The 18,833-nt window shown below is 73.6% G+C and carries 13 protein-coding genes; 5 read left to right on the forward strand and 8 right to left on the reverse strand.

The annotated features are described in order from the left end of the window. Window position 1: 1 nt before the first annotated feature. Entirely contained in the window at window positions 2-559 is a 558-nt protein-coding gene (locus tag WMF17_RS03015) for a MarR family winged helix-turn-helix transcriptional regulator (RefSeq protein ID WP_437647986.1), read from the reverse strand. 247 nt (window positions 560-806) lie between these two features. Between WMF17_RS03015 and glyQ the strand changes: the two genes are divergently transcribed. Next, complete coding sequence (gene glyQ / locus WMF17_RS03020) at window positions 807-1,754, forward strand: glycine--tRNA ligase subunit alpha (RefSeq protein ID WP_437600469.1); 948 nt, start codon at window positions 807-809, stop codon at window positions 1,752-1,754. Window positions 1,755-1,812: 58 nt separating this feature from the next. Here the strand turns inward: glyQ and pyrE are convergent, their stop codons facing one another. From pyrE to WMF17_RS03040, 4 genes are read right to left on the reverse strand one after another with little or no spacing between them, the layout of a single operon-like run. Beyond that, window positions 1,813-2,391 (reverse strand): orotate phosphoribosyltransferase, encoded by a 579-nt coding sequence (gene pyrE, locus WMF17_RS03025; protein WP_437647988.1) that lies wholly within the window; start codon window positions 2,389-2,391, stop codon window positions 1,813-1,815. After that, window positions 2,388-3,098, reverse strand: coding sequence for a bactofilin family protein (locus WMF17_RS03030; RefSeq protein WP_437600471.1), 711 nt, complete (start codon window positions 3,096-3,098; stop codon window positions 2,388-2,390). Before WMF17_RS03030 ends, pyrE begins: the two co-directional genes overlap by 4 nt. Window positions 3,099-3,101: 3 nt before the next feature. After that, window positions 3,102-3,416: a bactofilin family protein gene (locus WMF17_RS03035; protein ID WP_272097558.1), complete on the reverse strand. Its 315-nt coding sequence runs from the start codon at window positions 3,414-3,416 to the stop codon at window positions 3,102-3,104. A gap of 54 nt (window positions 3,417-3,470) precedes the next feature. Continuing rightward, window positions 3,471-3,896, reverse strand: coding sequence for a bactofilin family protein (locus WMF17_RS03040; RefSeq protein ID WP_437600472.1), 426 nt, complete (start codon window positions 3,894-3,896; stop codon window positions 3,471-3,473). Between the two features lie 611 nt (window positions 3,897-4,507). On the opposite strand from WMF17_RS03040, the gene WMF17_RS03045 reads away from it, so the two are divergent. Continuing rightward, window positions 4,508-5,902, forward strand: a complete 1,395-nt coding sequence (locus WMF17_RS03045) for a styrene monooxygenase/indole monooxygenase family protein (RefSeq protein ID WP_437600473.1) — start codon at window positions 4,508-4,510, stop codon at window positions 5,900-5,902. Window positions 5,903-6,254: 352 nt separating this feature from the next. Further along, window positions 6,255-8,708 (forward strand): family 43 glycosylhydrolase, encoded by a 2,454-nt coding sequence (locus WMF17_RS03050; protein WP_437647990.1) that lies wholly within the window; start codon window positions 6,255-6,257, stop codon window positions 8,706-8,708. A 51-nt stretch (window positions 8,709-8,759) separates the two neighbouring features. Here the strand turns inward: WMF17_RS03050 and WMF17_RS03055 are convergent, their stop codons facing one another. Next, window positions 8,760-11,894, reverse strand: coding sequence for a VWA domain-containing protein (locus WMF17_RS03055; protein ID WP_437647992.1), 3,135 nt, complete (start codon window positions 11,892-11,894; stop codon window positions 8,760-8,762). Between the two features lie 333 nt (window positions 11,895-12,227). Here WMF17_RS03055 and WMF17_RS03060 point away from each other — a divergent pair, with 333 nt between their 5' ends. After that, window positions 12,228-13,424, forward strand: coding sequence for a serine/threonine-protein kinase (locus WMF17_RS03060; RefSeq protein WP_437647994.1), 1,197 nt, complete (start codon window positions 12,228-12,230; stop codon window positions 13,422-13,424). Between the two features lie 451 nt (window positions 13,425-13,875). On the opposite strand, the gene WMF17_RS03065 is transcribed toward WMF17_RS03060, so the two are convergent. After that, a complete protein-coding gene (locus WMF17_RS03065; RefSeq protein WP_437647996.1) occupies window positions 13,876-15,933 on the reverse strand; it encodes a VWA domain-containing protein in 2,058 nt (685 codons plus the stop codon). A 1-nt stretch (window position 15,934) separates the two neighbouring features. Continuing rightward, window positions 15,935-16,840 (reverse strand): DUF58 domain-containing protein, encoded by a 906-nt coding sequence (locus tag WMF17_RS03070; RefSeq protein ID WP_437647998.1) that lies wholly within the window; start codon window positions 16,838-16,840, stop codon window positions 15,935-15,937. A gap of 410 nt (window positions 16,841-17,250) precedes the next feature. Between WMF17_RS03070 and WMF17_RS03075 the strand changes: the two genes are divergently transcribed. Then, window positions 17,251-18,825 (forward strand): hypothetical protein, encoded by a 1,575-nt coding sequence (locus WMF17_RS03075; RefSeq protein ID WP_437647999.1) that lies wholly within the window; start codon window positions 17,251-17,253, stop codon window positions 18,823-18,825. The last annotated feature ends 8 nt before the right edge of the window (window positions 18,826-18,833 follow it).

Below are 18,833 nucleotides of genomic sequence, written 5' to 3' on the forward strand. Positions count from 1 at the left end.
GTCAGCTCTCGCTCTCGTCTCGGGCGGCGGCGGCGAGGGCTTCTTCGCCCTCGAAGAACAGGGGCGGGGCCTCGTCGCCGGCGCCGAGCGCGCGGGCGAGGGTGGTGAGGCTCTGCGCGAGCCCGCAGCGCTCGTCTTCCGGCAGGCGGTCCACGGCGGAGACGAGCTCGGCCTGCACGGTGCGCGGCGCGCGGCGGAGCAGCGCGCGACCGGCAGGGGTGAGCGAGATCTCGGTCCGGCGCGCGTCCTCCGGCGAGGGGCGCCGGGTGACCAGCCCGCGCTCGGCGAGGCGCGTCACCACGACCGAGACCGAGCTCTGGTGGGTGAGCGTGCGCCGCGCGAGCTCGGCGACCGACGCGGCGGCCGCCTGGTCGAGCTGCTGCAGCACGAACAGCTGCGCGCTGCTCAGGCCGAGACGCCGCTCGCACGCGCGCGAGGAGACGCGCAGGCGCTGCACGATGGCGCGGATCGCGTCCATGACCCGCTGCGCGTCCGGCCCGCCGGGGGCCTGCTGCTCGGCGGCCTTCCGCCGCGCTGGTGGAGATGCATGGGAGCCCATATATTGCGCGGGAAGCTACGCCGCGCGTCGACCGGGCGCAAGCGGCGCGCGGGGTCAGCGGGGGCCGAGGCGGGGCCGTCCTCGACGGGGTACGCCGGGGAGGGCGGCCGAGGCGGTCTTCCACGTGGGCGTGCGGCGCGCGGCGCGCGCCCACGTGGAAGACCGCCCATCGGGCGGACCGCGCGGGGGATCCTTCGCGGGGCGTCGCCTGCGCGGGCGATCCAGGCTAAGAACCGGCCCTCCCACCATGACCTTTCAAGACCTCATTCTCACCCTGCAGAAGTTCTGGGCCGATCGTGGCTGTCTCATCGTGCAGCCGTACAACTCGGAGGTCGGCGCTGGCACCTTCAACCCGGCGACGTTCCTGCGCGCGCTCGGCCCCGAGCCCTGGAATGTGGCGTTCGTCGAGCCTTCCCGGCGGCCCGCGGACGGTCGTTACGGGGAGAACCCGAACCGTATGCAGCAGTTTCACCAGTTCCAGGTGATCCTCAAGCCGAGCCCGATCGACATCCAGGACCTCTACCTGGAGTCGCTGCGCGCGATCGGCACGAACCCGCTCGATCACGACGTCCGGTTCCTCGAGGACGACTGGGAGTCGCCGACCCTCGGGGCGTGGGGGCTTGGCTGGCAGGTGTGGATCGATGGGCTCGAGATCTCGCAGTTCACCTACTTCCAGCAGATCGGCGGGATCGACTGCCGCCCCGTCTCGGGCGAGCTCACGTACGGCCTCGAGCGGATCGCGATGTACCTGCAGGACAAGGACAGCATCTACGACGTCGTCTACTCGGACAGAGGCGGCGAGGTCGTGCGCTACGGGGATCTCTACCAGCGCGCGGAGTGGGAGTGGTCGACCTACAACTTCGAGGAGGCCGACATCCCCGAGCACTTCGCGGCGTTCGACGTGTGCGAGGCCGAGGTGAAGCGGCTCCTCTACCGGGGCGCGGATCCGGCGGCGAAGGGGGCGGCGATCGATCCGAAGAAGGCGCTCGTGCTCCCCGCCTACGATTTCGTCGTGAAGGCGGCGCACCGCTTCAACGTGCTCGACGCGCGGGGCGCCATCAGCGTGACCGAGCGGCAGCGCTTCATCGGCCGGGTCCGCGCGCTCGCGCGGGCGGTCGCGGAGACGTACCTCGCGCAGCGCGAGGCGCTCGGCTATCCGCTCCTCGGCGAGCCGCAGGCGAAGGCGGCGGAGTAGCGCGCGGCGGCGCGGAGGCGGCGCAGCAGCGCGCCGCCCCGCCGGGCGGCCGTCCGCCTCAGGCGAGCGGGCTGTCCGGGAGGAAGTCGCGGCGCGTGCAGAGCGCGACGAGCGGCAGCCCCGCGGCGCGGATGGCGTCGGCGCCGCCCTCGAGGCGGTCGACGAGGGCGATCACGCCGACCACCGAGGCGCCCGCGGTGCGCAGCTTCTCGACCGCCTTCAGCGTCGAGCCGCCCGTCGTGATCACGTCCTCGAGGATCGCGACGGGCATCCCGGGCACGAGCCCGCGATCCCCCTCGACGAGGCGGCGCGAGCCGTGGTCCTTGACGTCCTTGCGCACGTACAGCGCGGGGAGGGGGCGGCCGCGCAGGAAGCTCGTGAGCGACACCGCGCTCGCGAGGGGGCACCCGCCGAGCTCGACGCCGGCGACCGCCTCGCACCGGGGGAGCGCGTCGAGCGCCTCGAACATCAGCGAGCCGACGAGGGCGTGGCCCTCGGCCGTCAGCACCGATTGCTTGCAGTCGATGAAGAAGTCGCTCTCGCGACCGGACGCGAGGACGACGCGCTTCTGCTCGAACGAACGCTCGCGCAGCAGCGCGACGAGCCGCTCCCGCTCCGAGGCGCCGGCGGCGCTCACCGCCCGCCCCGCTTGCGGAGCGACGCCTTCGCGGCCCCCTTCCGGAGCGCGGGGACGACGGGCGGCGGCGGCCCGCCAGCGCTCTCCGCCGCGTCGGGCTCGTCGCCCTCGCCGGCGGCCGAGGCCGACAGGTCGGCCTCCTCGTCGTCGTGCACCGCCGCGAGGCGCGGCTCGGGCGCAGGCGCGGGCCTCGCCTCGACCGGCGCGGGGCGGGGCGCAGGCGCGGGGCGCGCAGGCGCCGGCGCGGGGCGGGCCGCAGGCCGCGCGGCCGGCGCCGGCGCGCGCTGCTCCGCCGCGGCCCGCGCCGGCCGCGCAGCCGCAGGCGCGGCCGCTGCGCGCGGCGCAACCGCAGCGGCGGCGGCCCGGACCGGGGCGGGCGCCGCGGCGAGCGGCGCGCCGGTGGTGACGTTGCCGCGCACCAGCGCGCCGGCCTGGATGCCGATCTGCGGCGCGCCGAGGTCGCCGACGACGCGCGCGCCGGGCTCGAGGATCACGGCCTCCTCGCCGGAGATGTTCCCGGCGACCGAGCCGCGGACGACCACGCGCCGCCCCCGGACGTCGCTCTGGATGAGCGCGCCTTCGCCGATGGTCACGTCGCCGGTCATGACGACGCTCCCCTCGACGTGGCCGAGGATCTCGAGATCCCCGTCGCCCTGCACGTTGCCGCGGATGGCCGTCGTCGGCCCGATCGAGGACTGGGCGGCCATCGGCTACACGTCCATGTCGACGTTGCCCTTGAACGAGGCTCCGTCCGCGATGGTCAGCCGCGACGCTTTCACGTCGCCGACGAGGCGACCGCCCGCGAGGAGGTCCACGCGGTCGGCTGCCGTGACGTTGCCGGTCACGTTGCCGCCCACCTGGAGCGACGCCGCCCCGATGTCCGCTTCGACCAGCGCCCCTGCGTCGATGGTCAGCGGCCCCTCGACGGTGAGCTTTCCGCGCACCGTCCCGGCGACGATCACCTCCTCGTCGGAGGTGATCTCGCCCTCGATCGTGAGCCCGTTTCCGATGATCGTACCCGCCACGTTCGTGCTCCTCGTCGCGCCTTGGCGGCGCGATTTTCCGTCCGTCAACGCGCGCTACCGCCCCGCCGATTCGCGTCGGGGGCTCTGTGCGCGCCCGCCGGTCCGCTCCGAGAGCTCGGCCGGCAGGTCGAACTCCGCCTCGATGCGGCCGGCGAACGCCGCGCCTTCCTCGAGGATCACCTCGCTGCCGCCCACGTTCCCGGCGTACTGCGCGGTCGCCCGGATGGTGACGGGGCCGCGCGACGTCACGTCGCCCGTGAGCTGTCCGGAGACGACGAGCGAGCTCGCCTCGACGTCGCCGGTGACCGACGCTCCGTCCTCGATCTCGAGATCGCCGGCCAGCTGGATGTTCCCCTCGACGCTCCCCTCGACCCGGAGCGAGCCGTCGCCGTGGACGCGCCCGCGGATGCGGGCGCCCCTTCCGATGAGCGATTCGGCGGCGTCCGATTCGCGGTGCGTGGTTGTCGAGCCTCGGGCCATTCTCGTCTCCAGTGCGCGGTGGGGGCCGCGCGAGCCGGGGCGCGCACCTGATGCCCGGCTCGTCCGCTGGAGCTGGGCGAGCGACATCGCCCGGCCCTGCGGCGGCGCGGACGCTACTCCAAGGCGCTGCGCCTCGCAACCGGCGGGCGGCCTCGGTGGGGGGTGGCCTCGCAGGGCGGCCTCGGTGCGGGGCGGCCTCCGCGCGCTGCAGGGGAGCCCTCGGGGGGAGGGGGTGTCGCGCGGGGGGCCGAGGGGGCCCCTCCCACGAACTCGCGCCTCGTGGTGGCAATTGCCTCCTGCACGGAGGTGCCAAGTCCATGAGCGACTCGCTGCGACGCGGGCCGGCGCTCGGGTTCGTGGGGCCCTGCCCCTCGGCCCCCCGCGCGACACCCCCTCCCCCCGAGGGCTCTCTCCGGTGGAGCGGACCATGTCGCGGTCGTCGGGCATCTCGCGGGAGGCTTCCGGCGCTCCTGGTCGAGGTGATACGGTCTCTCTTGACTGGGCTTCCCTTGCTCGCGACGCCCCCGGTGCCCTGGCGGCGAACCGACTTGGACGGCTCAGCGCGCGTCGTCGTGAGGCGATCGCCGACCAACACAATCCGAGGGGTGCTCATGCGGAAGATGGCTATCGTGGGATCTGGACAGGCTGGCCTGCTCGCGGCGCACGCCCTCGTGAAGGCCGGCTACGATGTGACTCTCTATTCGGATCGCACGCCAGAGCAGTGGCTGAACGAATCGAAGCCGACCGGAAGCGCAGCCCGGTTCGACAGGGCGCTCGAGTTCGAGCGCGAGCTCGGCCTGGCCTTCTGGGAGGACGCCGCGCCCCCGGGCCGGGGCATTCAGCTGACCGCGTGCCCCGCCCCGGGCAACCGCCTGTTGACGCTGGCAGGCCGCCTGGAGCGGCCGTTCATGGCGATCGACCTGCGGCTCCAGAGCCACCGGTGGATGCTCGAGCTGGAGCAACGGGGAGGCAAGATCGTCATCGAGCCCGTCACGGTCCCGCGGCTCGACGCGATCGCGGCGGAGAGCGATCTCACCATCGTCGCCGCTGGACGAGGCGACCTGTGCAGCCTGTTCGAGCGCGACGCGGGGCGCAGCGTCCACACCGAGGCGCAGCGCAACCTCGTCATGATCTGCGTGACGGGACCGAAGCTCGGGTTCGACGGCATCCCGCTGATCCCGGTCAAGTTCAACCTGTTCGGGGGCCTCGGGGAGGCGTTCTGGGTGCCTTACCACCACAAGGACGTGGGACCGAGCTGGAGCTGCATCGTCGAGGCGATCCCCGGAGGGCCGATGGACCGGTTCCAGGGCGCGACGTCGGGAGAAGAGATCCTCGCGATCACGAAGGAGCTGGTGAAGGAGCTCATCCCCTGGGACCATGAGTGGTTCAGGACAGCCGAGCTGTCGGACAAGCATGGATGGCAGAAAGGGCGGGTCGTCCCGGCGGTGCGCAAGCCCGTCGGGCGGCTGCCCTCCGGGCGGATCGTGACGTCGCTGGGCGACACGGCGATGTCGCTCGATCCGATCGGCGGCCAGGGGGCCAACAGCGGCAACAAGATGGCGCGCAACCTGGTCGAGTGCATCGTGCAGCACGGCGACCGCCCCTTCGACGCCGAATGGATGACGCGCACCTTCGATCGCTTCTATGCGCGGCACGGCGGGCCCTCCGACCGGTTCAACAACCTCCTCCTCTCGGGAGCGTCGGCAGGGATCTTCCACCTCCTCTTCGCGCAGTACGGCAGTGACGGGCGGGCGGACAACGCGAGCCGGCAGCAGGCGCTCGCGAACGCCTTCGTGAACAACTTCGACGATCCGGCTCAGCTGACGCCGGTCCTCGAGGACGTGGGGCGGGTGCGCGCGTTCATCCAGCAGACGACCGGAAAGCCCTGGCCGCTCGCGCTCGCCGCCGGCGGCGTCGGCGTCGGCCTCGCGCAGGTGCGGCAGCGCCTCGGGCTCCCGCCCGGGCACCCGAGAGCGCCGGAGCACGCCGGGGGAGCGAGCGCGTAACGCCCACCCCGGCCGCTTCGGCTTTGCCCACGACCGGGGTCGTCATGCTGAGGGGATTCCTCCGAGTCACGACCGGCTCCGTGACGGTGGGGCAACGCACGTCGAGCGACCTCCGATTGAACCCCCATCTACACGTCTACACGTCGTGCTTCTCGACGGTATCTATCAGGGCGATATAAACCGTTTGACGCGCGACGTGAGGAGTGCAAGTGAGCATCTTGCAGGTCGTGTTAGCGCTCACATGTGGCGCTGGCGGATTATTACCGGGTGACGGTCTTCGAGGTTCGGACGGTCGCTGCCGATACCCGAGGGACAACCATGGCGCCGGCACGGCGCCGGTGAGGAGCAGACGATGAAACGATGCAGCGCGCCTGTCATGGCGATTCTCCTGATCGGGTCTCTTGTCGCGGCGTGCGGAGAGAGCGGCGATTCGAGCTACACGCTCACCATCGAGACCGGCGGCGAGGGCACGACCGATCCCGCGCCTGGGACCTACACGTACCCGTCTGGCACCTGGGTGACCGTGACCGCGACGCCCGCCGCGGGCCGCAACTTCCTGGGATGGAGTGGCGCCGGCGCCGGGCTGGACAACCCCGTGACCATCTCCCTGGACGCGGACAAGACGCTGACGGCCACGTTCGGCGCGGCCTTCGAGCCCACGACCTACCAGAACCCCGTCCTGCCCGGGGATCACCCGGACCTGAACATCTACCGGGAAGGCGACGCTTTCTACCTGGTCGGGTCCACCTTCCACATGATGCCGGCCTTCGAGATCCTGCGCTCGACGGATCTCGTGCGCTGGGAGCGCGTGACCCGGGTGGTCAATTCCACCGCGACCGCGCTGGACGAGCAGACGGGCCCTGGCCAGGGCACCTGGGGCGGCTTCATCACCAAGGCCGATGATGTGTACCGGGTCTACTACTCCATCGGGGCCACCCAGCACTTCTCTTCGGCGCCGAGCCTCGCGGGCCCATGGTCAGAGCCCACCAAGGTCGACGTCTTCCCCTACACGCCGCCCGGCAGCGAGACCTCGTACGAACGAGGGACCGGCTCCGACAACTCCGTGTTCGTCGACCCGGACAGCGGCAAGACCTACATGCTCATCAAGAATGGACTGTGCAAATGGGACGCAGACAATCCCAACGACTTTGGCATCAACCTGGCCACGGAGATCGATCCTGCCACCGGGATGCTGGTGCCGGAGTCGACAATCGATCTGAGCTTCATCAACTGGGACCAGGAGACCGGCGGCTGCGGGGACTTCACCGATCCTGACTGGAGCAAGTGGGCCGAGGGGCCGACCATGGCCAAGCGCGGCGAGTGGTACTACTACTTCGTGTCGACCCACACGGCCTGCGGCGGGCAGCTGCACGCCTGGGCTTCGAAGAAGCTGGCCGGCAGCACCTCCGAGGACTGGACGTGGCTCGGCTATGTCCTGACCGGCGAGGAGCCGTACGCTGGCGTGCAGCACATCACGGCTCCGCTCGAGCTCGAGGATGGCACCTGGTGGGCCTTTGCCCACTCGTACGACTGCAGCGAGGTGGGCACCCAGGACTGGAAGAACGGCGAATGGATGGGGCTGGGCCGCGAAGGGCTGCTCCTGTCGATGGACTGGGTCGAGCAGGAAGTGGGCGGGCAGACCATCCCGGTCCCGCGGTTCGCGACCCAGGTGCGCGATCTGCCGGCGCCCGAGCTGCCGCGGAGCGACGTGCCCTTCCTGCTGCCCGTGAACGACGAGTTCTCGTCGGACAAGATCGGACCTGCCTGGACCTCCTACGGCCGGTCGGAGGACAGGTACTCGGTGACGGACCGCCCGGAGTGGCTGCGGATCAAGCCGGGTGCTGAAGAGACCACGTGGGTGGTGCAGAAGGACGCGCTGCGTTCGAGCACCATGATCGTGAAGATGGAGTTCACGCCCGAGGCCGACGGCGACGCGGCCGGCGTCCGGCTGGGCAACGGCTACTGGCAGGACGAGCAGGTGCTCTCTGCCCCGACGTGGATGGCCAGCGACGAGAAGTTCATGCTTCCCGCCATCATGGAGGCCTCCGTGGCGCGGGTCATGGAGGACAACGCCGACAAGATCCGGTTCTCCTTCCGCTCGCGCTCGGTGATGCCCCCGAGCGAAGAGGGGGGAGCGTACACCGAGCTCGCCGAGCCGGTCGTGGTGGGCGCGTCGGTCCCGGCCCCCTCCGGCGCGACGGTCTGGCTGAAGCTGGTCCGCGCCGGCCACATGGCCACGGGCTGGTTCAGCTCCGATGGCGTCGACTGGACCCAGGTAGGCGCCGAGATCGACCTCTCCACGCTCGACCACTTCTATGCCATGGCCCACACCTGGATTGGCAACCAGGCTGGCATGTTCGCGACCAACAAGAGCGCCGACTTCGACCTGTTCGTTTACCGCGACGGTCTCACCCCGATCCCGGCCGCGGAGGCGGACCAGGAGTCCGGCGCCGGCGTCGTGTCGAGCGAGTCGGCGGGATCGGTGCTGGGCGAGCTGGAGAACGGCGACTGGGCCATGTATGGCAGCGTCGACCTCGGCAGCGGCGGAGTGAGCTCGAAGGCCATCGAGCTGAAGGCCGCGAGCGCCGGGCAAGGCGGCGCCGTCGAGGTCTGGATCGATCCGCTGGCCGGTGGCTCGGCGATCGGCACGTGCAACATCCCCGGCACCGGCGGCTGGGAGGAGTGGGTGACCACCACGTGCGACGTGAAGCCCACCGCTGGCACCCACGAGGTCTACTTGAAGGTGACGGGCGGCACGGGCGAGCTGCTGCGCCTCGCGTCGCTGCGCTTCGTGCCGGCCATGTGACCTGTCGGTTTTTTCGTCCCCGAGCCCGTGATGAGCGGCCGACAGGCCATGTCACGGGCGCCCGCGGCGACGCGCCAGGATCTTCTCCGCCGCGCTGAGCGGCCGCTCCTCGCGCGCCGCCTCGCGGCCTGCGGGGGCCGCTGTCCCGTGCGTGCTTCGCCCCGCCGCCGGCGCTCCGGCCGCTCCGCGCTGCTCCGACCGCGCGGCTGCCTGCTGCGCCGGCGACCCCGGCTGCACGGGCCCCTCGGGCGGCGCCCCCCATCCCGTCTGCGCCGGCCTCGGCGGGGGCGCCGTCCACGTCGGCCCGCCCCCGCCGCGGCCCTCGCCCCCGCCGCGGCCCTCGCCCCCGCCGCGGCCGTCATCCCGCAGCGCGGGTCCCGCCTGCGTGCCCTCGCGCCGCCCGCGCCCCCGCTCCCGCGCCGACAGCAGCGCCCCCACCGTCTCCCCCGCGCCGGCCGCCTCCGCCGCGGCTCCCCACCGCCTCGCCCGCAGCCGCTCTCCCGCCCGCGCGGCCCACGCCCCCGCCGCCTCCGGCAGCGCGAGCCGCCGCGCCGCCACCGCGAACAGCAGCGCGAGCGCGGCGAAGCCGACCAGCCCCGGCGTCGCGTCCCGGTACGCGAAGCGCTTCGACGCCCGGTCGTCGAAGATCCCCGCGAGCGTGTCGCGCCGCTTGCCCCCGGTGAACTCCGCGATCCGCCCGAGCAGCGACAGATCGCTGCCCGTCGGGCGCAGCTCCTCGCCGGCCGTCATCGCCGCCCCCGTGGTCCCGACGGCCTCCCCCGTGAGCTCGTCCCGGGCCACCGCCACGTACGTCCCCGGCCGCGACAGCGGCAGCGTCGCCATGTACGCCCCCGCGCCCGTCGCCTCGAGCGGGAGCTCGCGCGCGAAGCCGTCGGGCCCCGCCACGTGCACGACAAGCCGGCGGAACGACTGCGCCCGCCCGTCGTCGCCGATCACGCTCGCCCGCACCGACAGCTCGCCGCCCGACGCGTCGGCCTCGAGGCGCACGCGCGGATCCTCCGCCTTGCGCGTCACGTCGCGCGCCGCCTGCGCGATCATCCGCGCCGCGCCGGGCCAGCGCGTCCACGCCGCCCCCCAGCGGCCCTTGAGATCGCTCGTGAACGCCGCGGCCCGGCCGAGCCCCGCCGACCACACAGCGAGCACCGGATCCCCCTCCGGCCCGGACAGCAGCACCGTCGCCCGGCTCTTGGGGACCGTCACCACGTAGCCCGCGAGCGGCGGCGCCTCGCCGAACGGCACGCCGGCCGTGATCGACGACGGCGCGCCCAGCGCCACGTGGAACGGCTCCTCCACGATCGCGCTCCTCGCCGCGAGGATGGTCTCCTGCGTGAACACCGCGGGCAGCCGCCCGGCGTCCTCGACGAGGTAGAAGCGGCCGCCGCCGAGGCGCGACAGCGTCTCCAGCTCCGGCACGTCGCCGCCCTGGCCCAGCGCCACGACGCTCGTCGTGATCCCGCGGCGCATCGCCGCCTCCACCATCGCGCGGCAAGGCCCCATGTTCTCCGCGTCCGACCCGTCGGCGAAGAGCAGCACGTGCTTCAGGTTCGAGCCGTCCCGGTCGAGCGCGCGGTAGGCCGCCTCGAGCGTGATGTCGACGAAGATCCCGCCGCCGCCCGGGCCCACGGCGCGGATCGCCCTGTCGATCGCGGCCTTGTCCGCGACCGGCCCGAGCGGCACGCTCCACTGCACCGCCGTGTCGACGTGCGCGACGCCGAGCCGGTCGCCGGGGCCGAGCAGCGACGCCGACCGGGACGCGGCCTCGTTGGCGAGCTCGAGCTTCGTGTGGGCGCCGGCGGTCGCCGCCATCGAGCCGGAGATGTCGATGCCGATCACCTCGGCCAGGCTCGCCCGGCGGCGCTCCTGCTTCAGATCGAACGAGACGGGGGAGACCTCCTCGAGCGGCGTCCGCGCGTAGCCGCCCGGCCCCATGCTCCGATCGCCGCCCATCAGGAGCAGGCCGCCGCCGAGGTCGCGGACGTAGCTCGCGAGCGCGTCGATCTGGCCCGGCGACAGGTCCGCCGCGCGGATGTCGCTGAGCACCACCACGTCGTAGCCGGCGAGCGTCCCGAGATCGGCCGGGACGCGGCTCAGGTCTCCCTCGTCCACCCGGAACGCGCCGTCCGCGAGCGCCCGTGCGACGAACGCGCCCTGCCCGGCGTCGCCCTCGAGCACGAGCGCGGCCGCGGCCCCGCGCACGCGCAGGAACGCGCTCCCCGCGTTGTCCTCGGCGGCCTCGTCGAGCCTCGGATCCTTCGCGGTGATCTCGACGTCGTAGCGGTGCAGCCCCGGCCCCGGCGCCTTCTCGCGGATGCGCAGCACGTCCTCCCCCGCGGCGATCGAGGCGTCGGCGCGGGCGATGAGCTCGCCGTCGCGGCGCAGGCGGATCTCGACCTCGGCCGGGGACGGCGACGACGTGACGAGCCGCAGATCGAGCGCCTCGCCCTCGTCGGCCCGCGCGGGCGCGCGGAGGGCGACCACGCGGATGTCGGGGACCCGCCGCTGCTCCAGCGGGAGCACGTCGATCGGCAGGCCGGCGGCGACGGCGGCCGCGGCCGCGGCCATCGTGTCGCCGCGGGTGGCGACCCCGTCGGTGAGCAGCACGACGCGCGCCGCGGAGTCGGGCGGCACCTCGGCGAGGGCGCGGCGGATGCCCGCGGCGAGGTCGGTCCCGTCGCGGCCGAGCGCGACCCGCTGCGGGGCGGGGAGCTGCGAGCGCGGGCGCGGCGGATCCTCGGTCGCCGCGCTGGCGGCGAAGACGATGGTGGCGATCCGGTCGTCCTCGCGCATGCCGAGCTCGGCGACGGAGAGCTCCTGCGCGACGCGCTGGTCGGCGCGCGGCACGAGGTCGATCGAGCGGCTGCGATCGATCGCGAGCAGGACGGTGAGCCGGTCGAGCGGCCGGCCAATCTCGGGCCCGGCCACGGCCATGGCCGCCGCGAACGCCGCGAAGGGGGTGAGGAGGTCACCGAGCCGCGCGCGCCACGCCCCCTGCCTGCGGGCGCGCGCCGAGGCGAGCGCGAGCCCGAGGTACCGGAGCGCGATGAACGACGTGGCGCCCGCCGCGAGCAGCGCGCCCCAGGGCCGCGCGAGCCGGAGATGGGCGTCCGCGAGCAGCCCGCACCAGACCAGGGCCACGTGGAGCGCCGGAAGCGCGCCTGCGATCATCCAGGCGAGCAGGATCGGGCGGCGGAGCGCGCCGCGTCGGAGGGCGAGGCGGAGCAGCGCGGCGAAGAGGAGCGCGCCGGCCAGCGTGGCGGCGTAGGGCAGGGCGCGCAGCGCGGCCGCCGGGATCAGGGAGGCCTCCGTTCGATCCGCATGCGGTGGAGCGGCAGTAAATCATCTTTGCGGCGCTCCGGGGGGGCCGCTTCGGCGGGGTGTGGCCGAGTGCCCCATCGAGGCAGCCGTGCGGCGCCCCTGTCGGTTTGGAGCGGAAAACAGGCGGCATTTTGGCCATCCTGTCCCCATTTCCATGTTTGTCCAAGATGGCACGCTGTCTGCTTGAGCGCGGGTACGGGCGGCGAGGCCGCGCAGCAGGGGGCAGGAGAGATCATGTCGCGCATCGAGATCACGGACGCCTGGAGCAGCTCGGACGACGGCTCATGGGACCTCGACGAGGGGTTCGGCGAGCCCCCGTGCAGCGTGCACTACCAGGAGGGGGATCTCGTCGCGGGCAAGTACCGGCTGGTCCGCAAGCTCGGCGAGGGCGCGATGGGCACGGTCTGGGTCGCGACCCACGTCGTGCTCGGATCCGAGGTCGCGATCAAGCTGATGCGGCCCGAGCTCCGGTCGGCGGAGCTGGCCGAGTACTTCCTCCGCGAGGCGCGCGCCGCCGGCCGGCTGAATCATGCGGAGATCGTCCGGATGTTCGACTTCGGTGAGGACGCCAAGGGCGATCCCTACCTGGTGATGGAGCTCATCGAGGGCGAGTCGCTGAAGAGCGTGCTGTCGCGCGAGGGGAGGATGACGCCGGAGCGGGCGATCGCGCTGCTGTTGCCGGTGGCGGGCGCGATGCATGCGGTGCACGAGAAGGGCGTCGTCCACCGCGATCTCAAGCCGGACAACGTGATGCTCGTGCGCCGCGGCGGCGGCCGGCTGCAGCCGAAGGTCGTCGATTTCGGCGTCGCGAAGCTCGTCTTCGAGCGCGAGGAGAGCCAGGCGTCGGGGAGCTTCGATGTCTTCGGGACCCCGGACTACATGCCGCCGGAGCAGGTGCTCGCCGCCCCCGACCTCGATGGCCGCGCCGACATCTGGTCGTTCTGCGCGATGCTGTACGAGCTGCTCTCGGGCCGCCCGCCGTTCTCGTCGAGGAACGCGCTGGACGGCCTGCGCGCGGTCCTGCAGGACGCGGTGCCGTCCCTGGTCGATACGCGCGGCCTCGACGCGGATCTCTGGGCGATCCTGGAGCGCGGGCTGCAGAAGGAGCCGGCCTCGCGCTGGTCGAGCATGCGCGAGCTCGGCGAGGCGCTTGCCGCGTGGCTCTGGTCGCGGGGCGTCCGGGAGGATGTGCGGGGCGTGTCGCTCGAGGGGGAGTGGCTCCCGCGGGAAGAGACCTGCGCGCCCGTGAGCTGTGGCATGGCGCCACGCCTTTCCTGGGTGGAAGAGCGGGCCCGGCCGAGCCGCCGGTGGTCGTCGCGCCGCCGGGGGCACCGGCTGCACCGGGGCCGGTCGTCTGCCGAGCAGGTGGTTTGCCAGTGAGGACGAGGACGCGCCGCTGAGTGGTCGGGAAGCCCCGGCCCCGGAGCCCGCGGCGGTGTAGGCTCGCGCAGGTCGCGCATGAACCTCGTAATCCCGCGTCGCTCGAGGTCACCGCGTCATAGCTGCCCCGAACCGCCTCCTCGCTGCCCCGAACCGCCTCCTCGCTGCCCCGAACCGCCTCTTCGCTGCCCCGAACCGCCTCTTCGCTGCCCCGAACCGCTCCACGGTTCCCCTGAAGGGCTCCACGGCTGCCCTTTTCGCCTCGGACCCCCCGTGGCCCCCCGGTCAGGTGCCCTTTTCGCCTCGGACCCCCCGTGGCCCCCCGGTCAGGCGCCCTTTTCGCCTCGGACCCCCCGTGGGTGGTGCTCACATCTGCCCGGAGAGAGTTCACATGAAGGCGGGAAGGCGGGAAGATCATTGATCTTTTCTTCCCGCCTTCCCGCCTTCATGTTCAAATCGGGCCACCACCCAGCGGCCGCGGCGCGCGCGTGAAATACCAGACGTCGACGACCACGAAGGCGAGCGCCGCGAGGGCGACGAGCCAGGTCCACTCGATGTGGGCGTCCGGCTCGCCCGCCGCGCTGGAGACCGCGACCTCGCCGCCGCCCTCCGTGACGAGCGGCCTCGGCGCAAGATCGCTCTCGGCGAGGCTCGTGAGGTTCGCCGGTATGACGACCGACCCGGCCTGCGGTCCCTGCCAGGCGAGGCGGTAGAGGCCGGCGCGCGGCGTCTCGGCGATCACCGCGACGCCGGCGCGCTGCGCGACGTCGAGCCGCTCGCCGGCAGGGCCGGTGGCCTGGAGATCCCGCGCCGTCGCGGGGACGCTCACCCGCAGCGGCTCGCCGGTGCGTGCCGGGCCGGTGATGCCATGGGCGCGGTGGGCCCGCGCCTGCTCGAGCAGGTTGCGCACGAAGAGCACGAAGGACGCCTTGAGCGGCCAGTCGCTCTCGCCCACGTCGAAGCCGAGCAGCGTGCCGGTCCGCGACGAGGTGGAGATGTCGGTCGCGATCGTGCCCTCCTGGGCGCGGATCAGCGCCTGCGCCGCCCCGTCCGGCGCGAGGGACGAGGCGGCGCGGAGGTGCACGCCGTCCAGCGTGAGGAAGCGCAGCCGCGGATCGGCCGTGTCCCACGACGTGAGGGCGGGGCGCTCGAGCGTCTGCCCGACGAGCGTGCCGAAGCAGCGCCCGGGCGGCGGGTTCACGATCAGCAGATCGCCGCCCGGCGGATCGGGCGGGCAGGCGCCGTCGATCACGACGAACGTGTCGGGATCGAGCCCGGGCGCCCCCAGGAGATCCGCGAGCCCACCCGAGGTGACCGAGGTCATCGGGTCCGACGCGAGCGCCCGCTCGAGCCACGCGGAGCTGCCCGAGGCCGTCGCCGGCTGCCCGCCCCGGCCCTCGTCGCCCCGCCCCGCGCCGCCCGACGCGAGGAAGACCGGGAGCCTGTCGCCGGCCGGCACGCGGCCGTAGGCGACGTCGTCGAGCGGCATCGCGTCGGGCGGCGAGAGCTCGAAGACGAGCCCCTTGCGGTAGTCGCCGGGCGACGGGCGGAACGTGAGCACGACCGGCAGGCGCTCGCCCGGCTTCACCAGCACACGCCGCGAGCTGAGCACGTCCAGGGCGCTGTCCTGCCGCATCGTCACGTAGACGTCGCGCGGCTGCGCCCCGAAGTTCGCGACAACGAGGAAGGCCTGCACCTCCTCGCGTCCCTCCGGTCGCCCGCCGTTCGCGCCGGCCGCGCCGGCCGCGCCCGCGCCCTCGCTCCCGGAGCGCACGTCGACGCGGACGATGGCCGCGTTGTCCACCGGGTCGCCGACGGTGATGACCTCGAGCGGGACCGACACCCCGCGCAGCGAGCCGGGGCGGGCCAGGTTGCCGTCGGTGATTACGACGACCCGGCGGGCGCCGCCGAGCTGCCGGAGCCGGTCCACCCCGAGGGCGACCGCGGCGCCGAGGTCGCCCTCGACGTCGCGCGCGGCGATCGGATCGATCGCCGCCCTGAGCCGCACGAGATCGCGATCGAGCGCCGCGACGAGGCGCGCGTCGCGCCCCGCCTCGAGGATCAGCGCGTCGCTGCCCGGGGCGAGGCCGGCGAGGAGGTCCCTGGCGACCTGCTTGGCGAGCTCGATGCGCGTCGTCGGCTCGCCGGACGGCCCCCGCGCGGCCGCGGACATCGAGGCGCTCGCGTCGAGGATGATCGCCACGTGATCGCCGGTGAGCTCGCGCCCGCGCGAGGCGGGGCGGGCGAGGGCGAGCGCGAGGAGCGCGAGGGCGAGCGCCTGCAGGATGAGCGGCAGCTGGGCGATGAGCTTCCTGAAGGGCGCGCGCGCCATGAGGTCGCGCTGCGCGGCGGCCCAGAGCCACGTCGAGGGGACGCGGCGGCGGCTCCGCTTGATCTTGAGGATGTAAAGGAGCACGAGCGGCCCGAGCAGCGCGAGCAGCCAGAGGCCGCCGGGCGAGAGCAGCGCGAGCGGAGCCCCCGCGGAGGCCTGGGCGAGCGGCGCGGCCACGTCAGTCGACGCTCCTCGAGACGAAGCGGCGGACGGCGCCCTCGAGCGGCTCGTCGCTTCGCGCCCGCACGTACGTCGCCCCGTGGCGGCGGGCCCAGCCGCGCAGCGCCTCGCACAGGCCGGCGAAGCGCGCCGCGTACGCGGCCAGGGCCGCGGCGTCCAGGGTGACGTCGACGAGCGCCCCGGTCTCGGCGTCCTCGAGCGTCAGGTCCCCCTCGAAGCTCGGCGCGAGCTCCTCGGCGGCGACGACCTGGAGGACCGCGACGTCGTGGCCCGCCTGCGCCGCGCGCCCGAGGGCGGCGGTGACGGGGCCGGGATCGAAGAAATCGGAGACGACGCAGAGGAGGCCCGGCCGGGCGCTCTGCCGCACGACGGCGTCGATGGCCCGGGCGAGGTGGGTCCCGCCGGCCGCCTTCACGCCGTCGAGGGCGCGGAGGAGCGCGGCCAGCCCGGCGCGCCCGCGCACCGGCGCGTGCTCGCGGGCGATGCCGTCGCCCGCCACGAAGAGCTGCGCGCGCTCGGAGCGCGCGAGCGACATGTAGCCGATCGCGGCCGCGAGCCGCCGGGCGGCGTCGAGCTTCGTGGGCTCCCCGAAGTCGAGCGACGCCGACGCGTCGCACACGATCCGGGCGATGACGTCCTCCTCGGCGCGGAACAGCTTGAGCACCGGCTCACCGGTGCGCGCGTAGGCGGCCCAGTCGATGCGCCGCATGTCGTCGCCGGGCGCGTACGCCCGGTGCTCCTCGAACTCGGCCGACCCGCCGCGGCGCCGCGCGAGGTGCTCGCCGGCGCCCCCGGAGCGGGCGCGGATCTCGAGCCGCCGCCGCAGGACCTCGAGCTCGCGGACGAAGCTCGCGCCGAGGAGCGGCCCGGAAGCGGAATCGGAAGAAGAAGAGGAGCGGAGCACCGGAGACGAGTAGACCTCGGCGCGGGCGGAGGTGCCAGCGGGCCGCGGAGGAACGGCCGCCCGCGCGCCGAGAGAGGCGGCGGGCGGGCCCGGCCCACGGCTGCCGCGCTGTTTTCCTCAAACCCTTTCCCCCGTCGGCGAGGGGGATATCGCCGAAGCTCACGCCGACGACGCTCGCCCTCCGATCCGGCCCGAGGGCCCGGGACGCGGGCGCCCCGGCGCACCCGTCGCGCGGACCGGCCGCGTGACATCGGCGTCAGGGGGCGCGCCGCTGTGTCGTCGCCTAACCTATTGATTTTGTGAATATTTTTTCGGGGTATGCCCCTTGCTTCGGGGCGGTCCTCGGCAAGCCGCTCGCTCGCTTGCTTGGCCACCGTGCTGGCCCCTCATCGCACGGAAGGACAGCTCTGATGCATCGAGATCTGCGCTCGTATCGATCGCTCCTTCACCCCCTGTGGCTAGGAGCCCTCGCGCTCCTCGTCCTCAACGATCACGCCCTCAAGGGATCCGGCCTGCTCCCCGGATGGGTGACCGGAAAGCTCAGCGACTTCGCCGGGCTGCTTGTCGCGCCCGCGGTCCTCGCCTCGCTGCTCCGGGTCTCCTCGCGCCGCGGCTTCCTCGGGGCGCACGTCGCCACCGGCGCCGTCTTCTCCGCCATCAAGCTCGCTCCGGAGGCCGCTCGCGCGGTCGAGGGGCTCATGGCGCTCACGCCGCTCCCGTGGCGCATCACCGTCGACCCGACCGACCTCCTCGCGCTGCCGGTGCTCCTCGTGTCGTACCGGGTGCTCGGCGAGGCCGCGCGGCGGCCCGAGCCCGCGCAGCGCCCGATCGCGCACCGGCTGGCGCTCATGGCGGGCAGCCTCTCGTGCGTGGCCACGAGCTACGAGCCGCCTCCGTGCGGCGAGGCCGAGGGCTGCTTGCCGCCGCAGCCGCAGGAGATCGCGTCGCTCGTGATCGGCAATGCGACCGAGACCGAGCAGCTCTTCCGCGTGCGCCGGCTCCGGGAGTCGGCGCGGGTCGACTGCAGCGCCATGCTCGCCGATCCGGCGGGCACCCTCTCGCGCGATCTGTTCGCGAACGCCGAGACCTGGCTCATCGCGCCCGGCCGCGCGCTCCCCCTGCGCAACGCGGGGTGCGACGCCTACCTGATCGACGCCGACGGGCTGCCGCTCACGCTGCTCGCGTGGTCGGCGGAGCAGTTCCCGGAGCAGCTCCTCGTCACCACGACGGAGAACTCGCTGCCGGATCGGATGCTCGCGCTGCAGCGCGCCGGGGCCAGGCTCGAGCTCGCCGAGCACCCGGCGGTGTTCGACGCGCCGCCCGCCGAGCCCCGGCCGCCGGCGGACGCGTGCGGCGTCTCCACCCAGGGGAGCCGCCTCGACTGGACCCTGCCCGTCTCCGAGGCGGCGGTCCTCACCGGCATCACGTCGTCTCCGGACGGGTGCCACGCCCTCGCGCTCGAGCGCGGCGATCGCGCCGATATGTTCTTCCTCTGCGCTCCCGCGGAGGCGATCCCGTTCAGCGAGGGCGAGCTCCTCCACGTGAGCCGGGTCGCGATCGACGGCGGCGACTATCCGGAGCGCCCGGAGGACGAGCGGGCGCTCGCGCGCGGCATCCACATCGAGAGCGAGACGCACGCCGTGCTCGTGCTGCAAGGCAACGTGCTCGCCCGCGGATCGATGGTCGGCCGGCAGGCGTCCACCGATTTCCTGGCCGAGCTCACCCCGCTCAAGGGCTGCAGAGGGTTCCACGACGCGTGCGGCAGCCTTGTCGCGCCGCTCGAGGTGTCGCTCCTCGGCGACGGCGTCTCCGGGGTCGTGTCCCTGCGCGCCGGAGAGAGCGCGGCGCTCGCCGAGGGCGCCGAGACGCTCCTCGTCGTGCGCGCCGAGGACATGCCCGTCCGCAACGCGGAGTGCTTCACCGCTCCCATCGATCAACCCCGCCTGCTCGAGTCGGTCTGGATCGCCGCCGCCGCGGCGCCGTAGGAGATCAC

The sequence above is a fragment of the Sorangium sp. So ce362 genome, assembly GCF_051519845.1.
Lineage (GTDB): Bacteria > Myxococcota_A > Polyangia > Polyangiales > Polyangiaceae > Sorangium.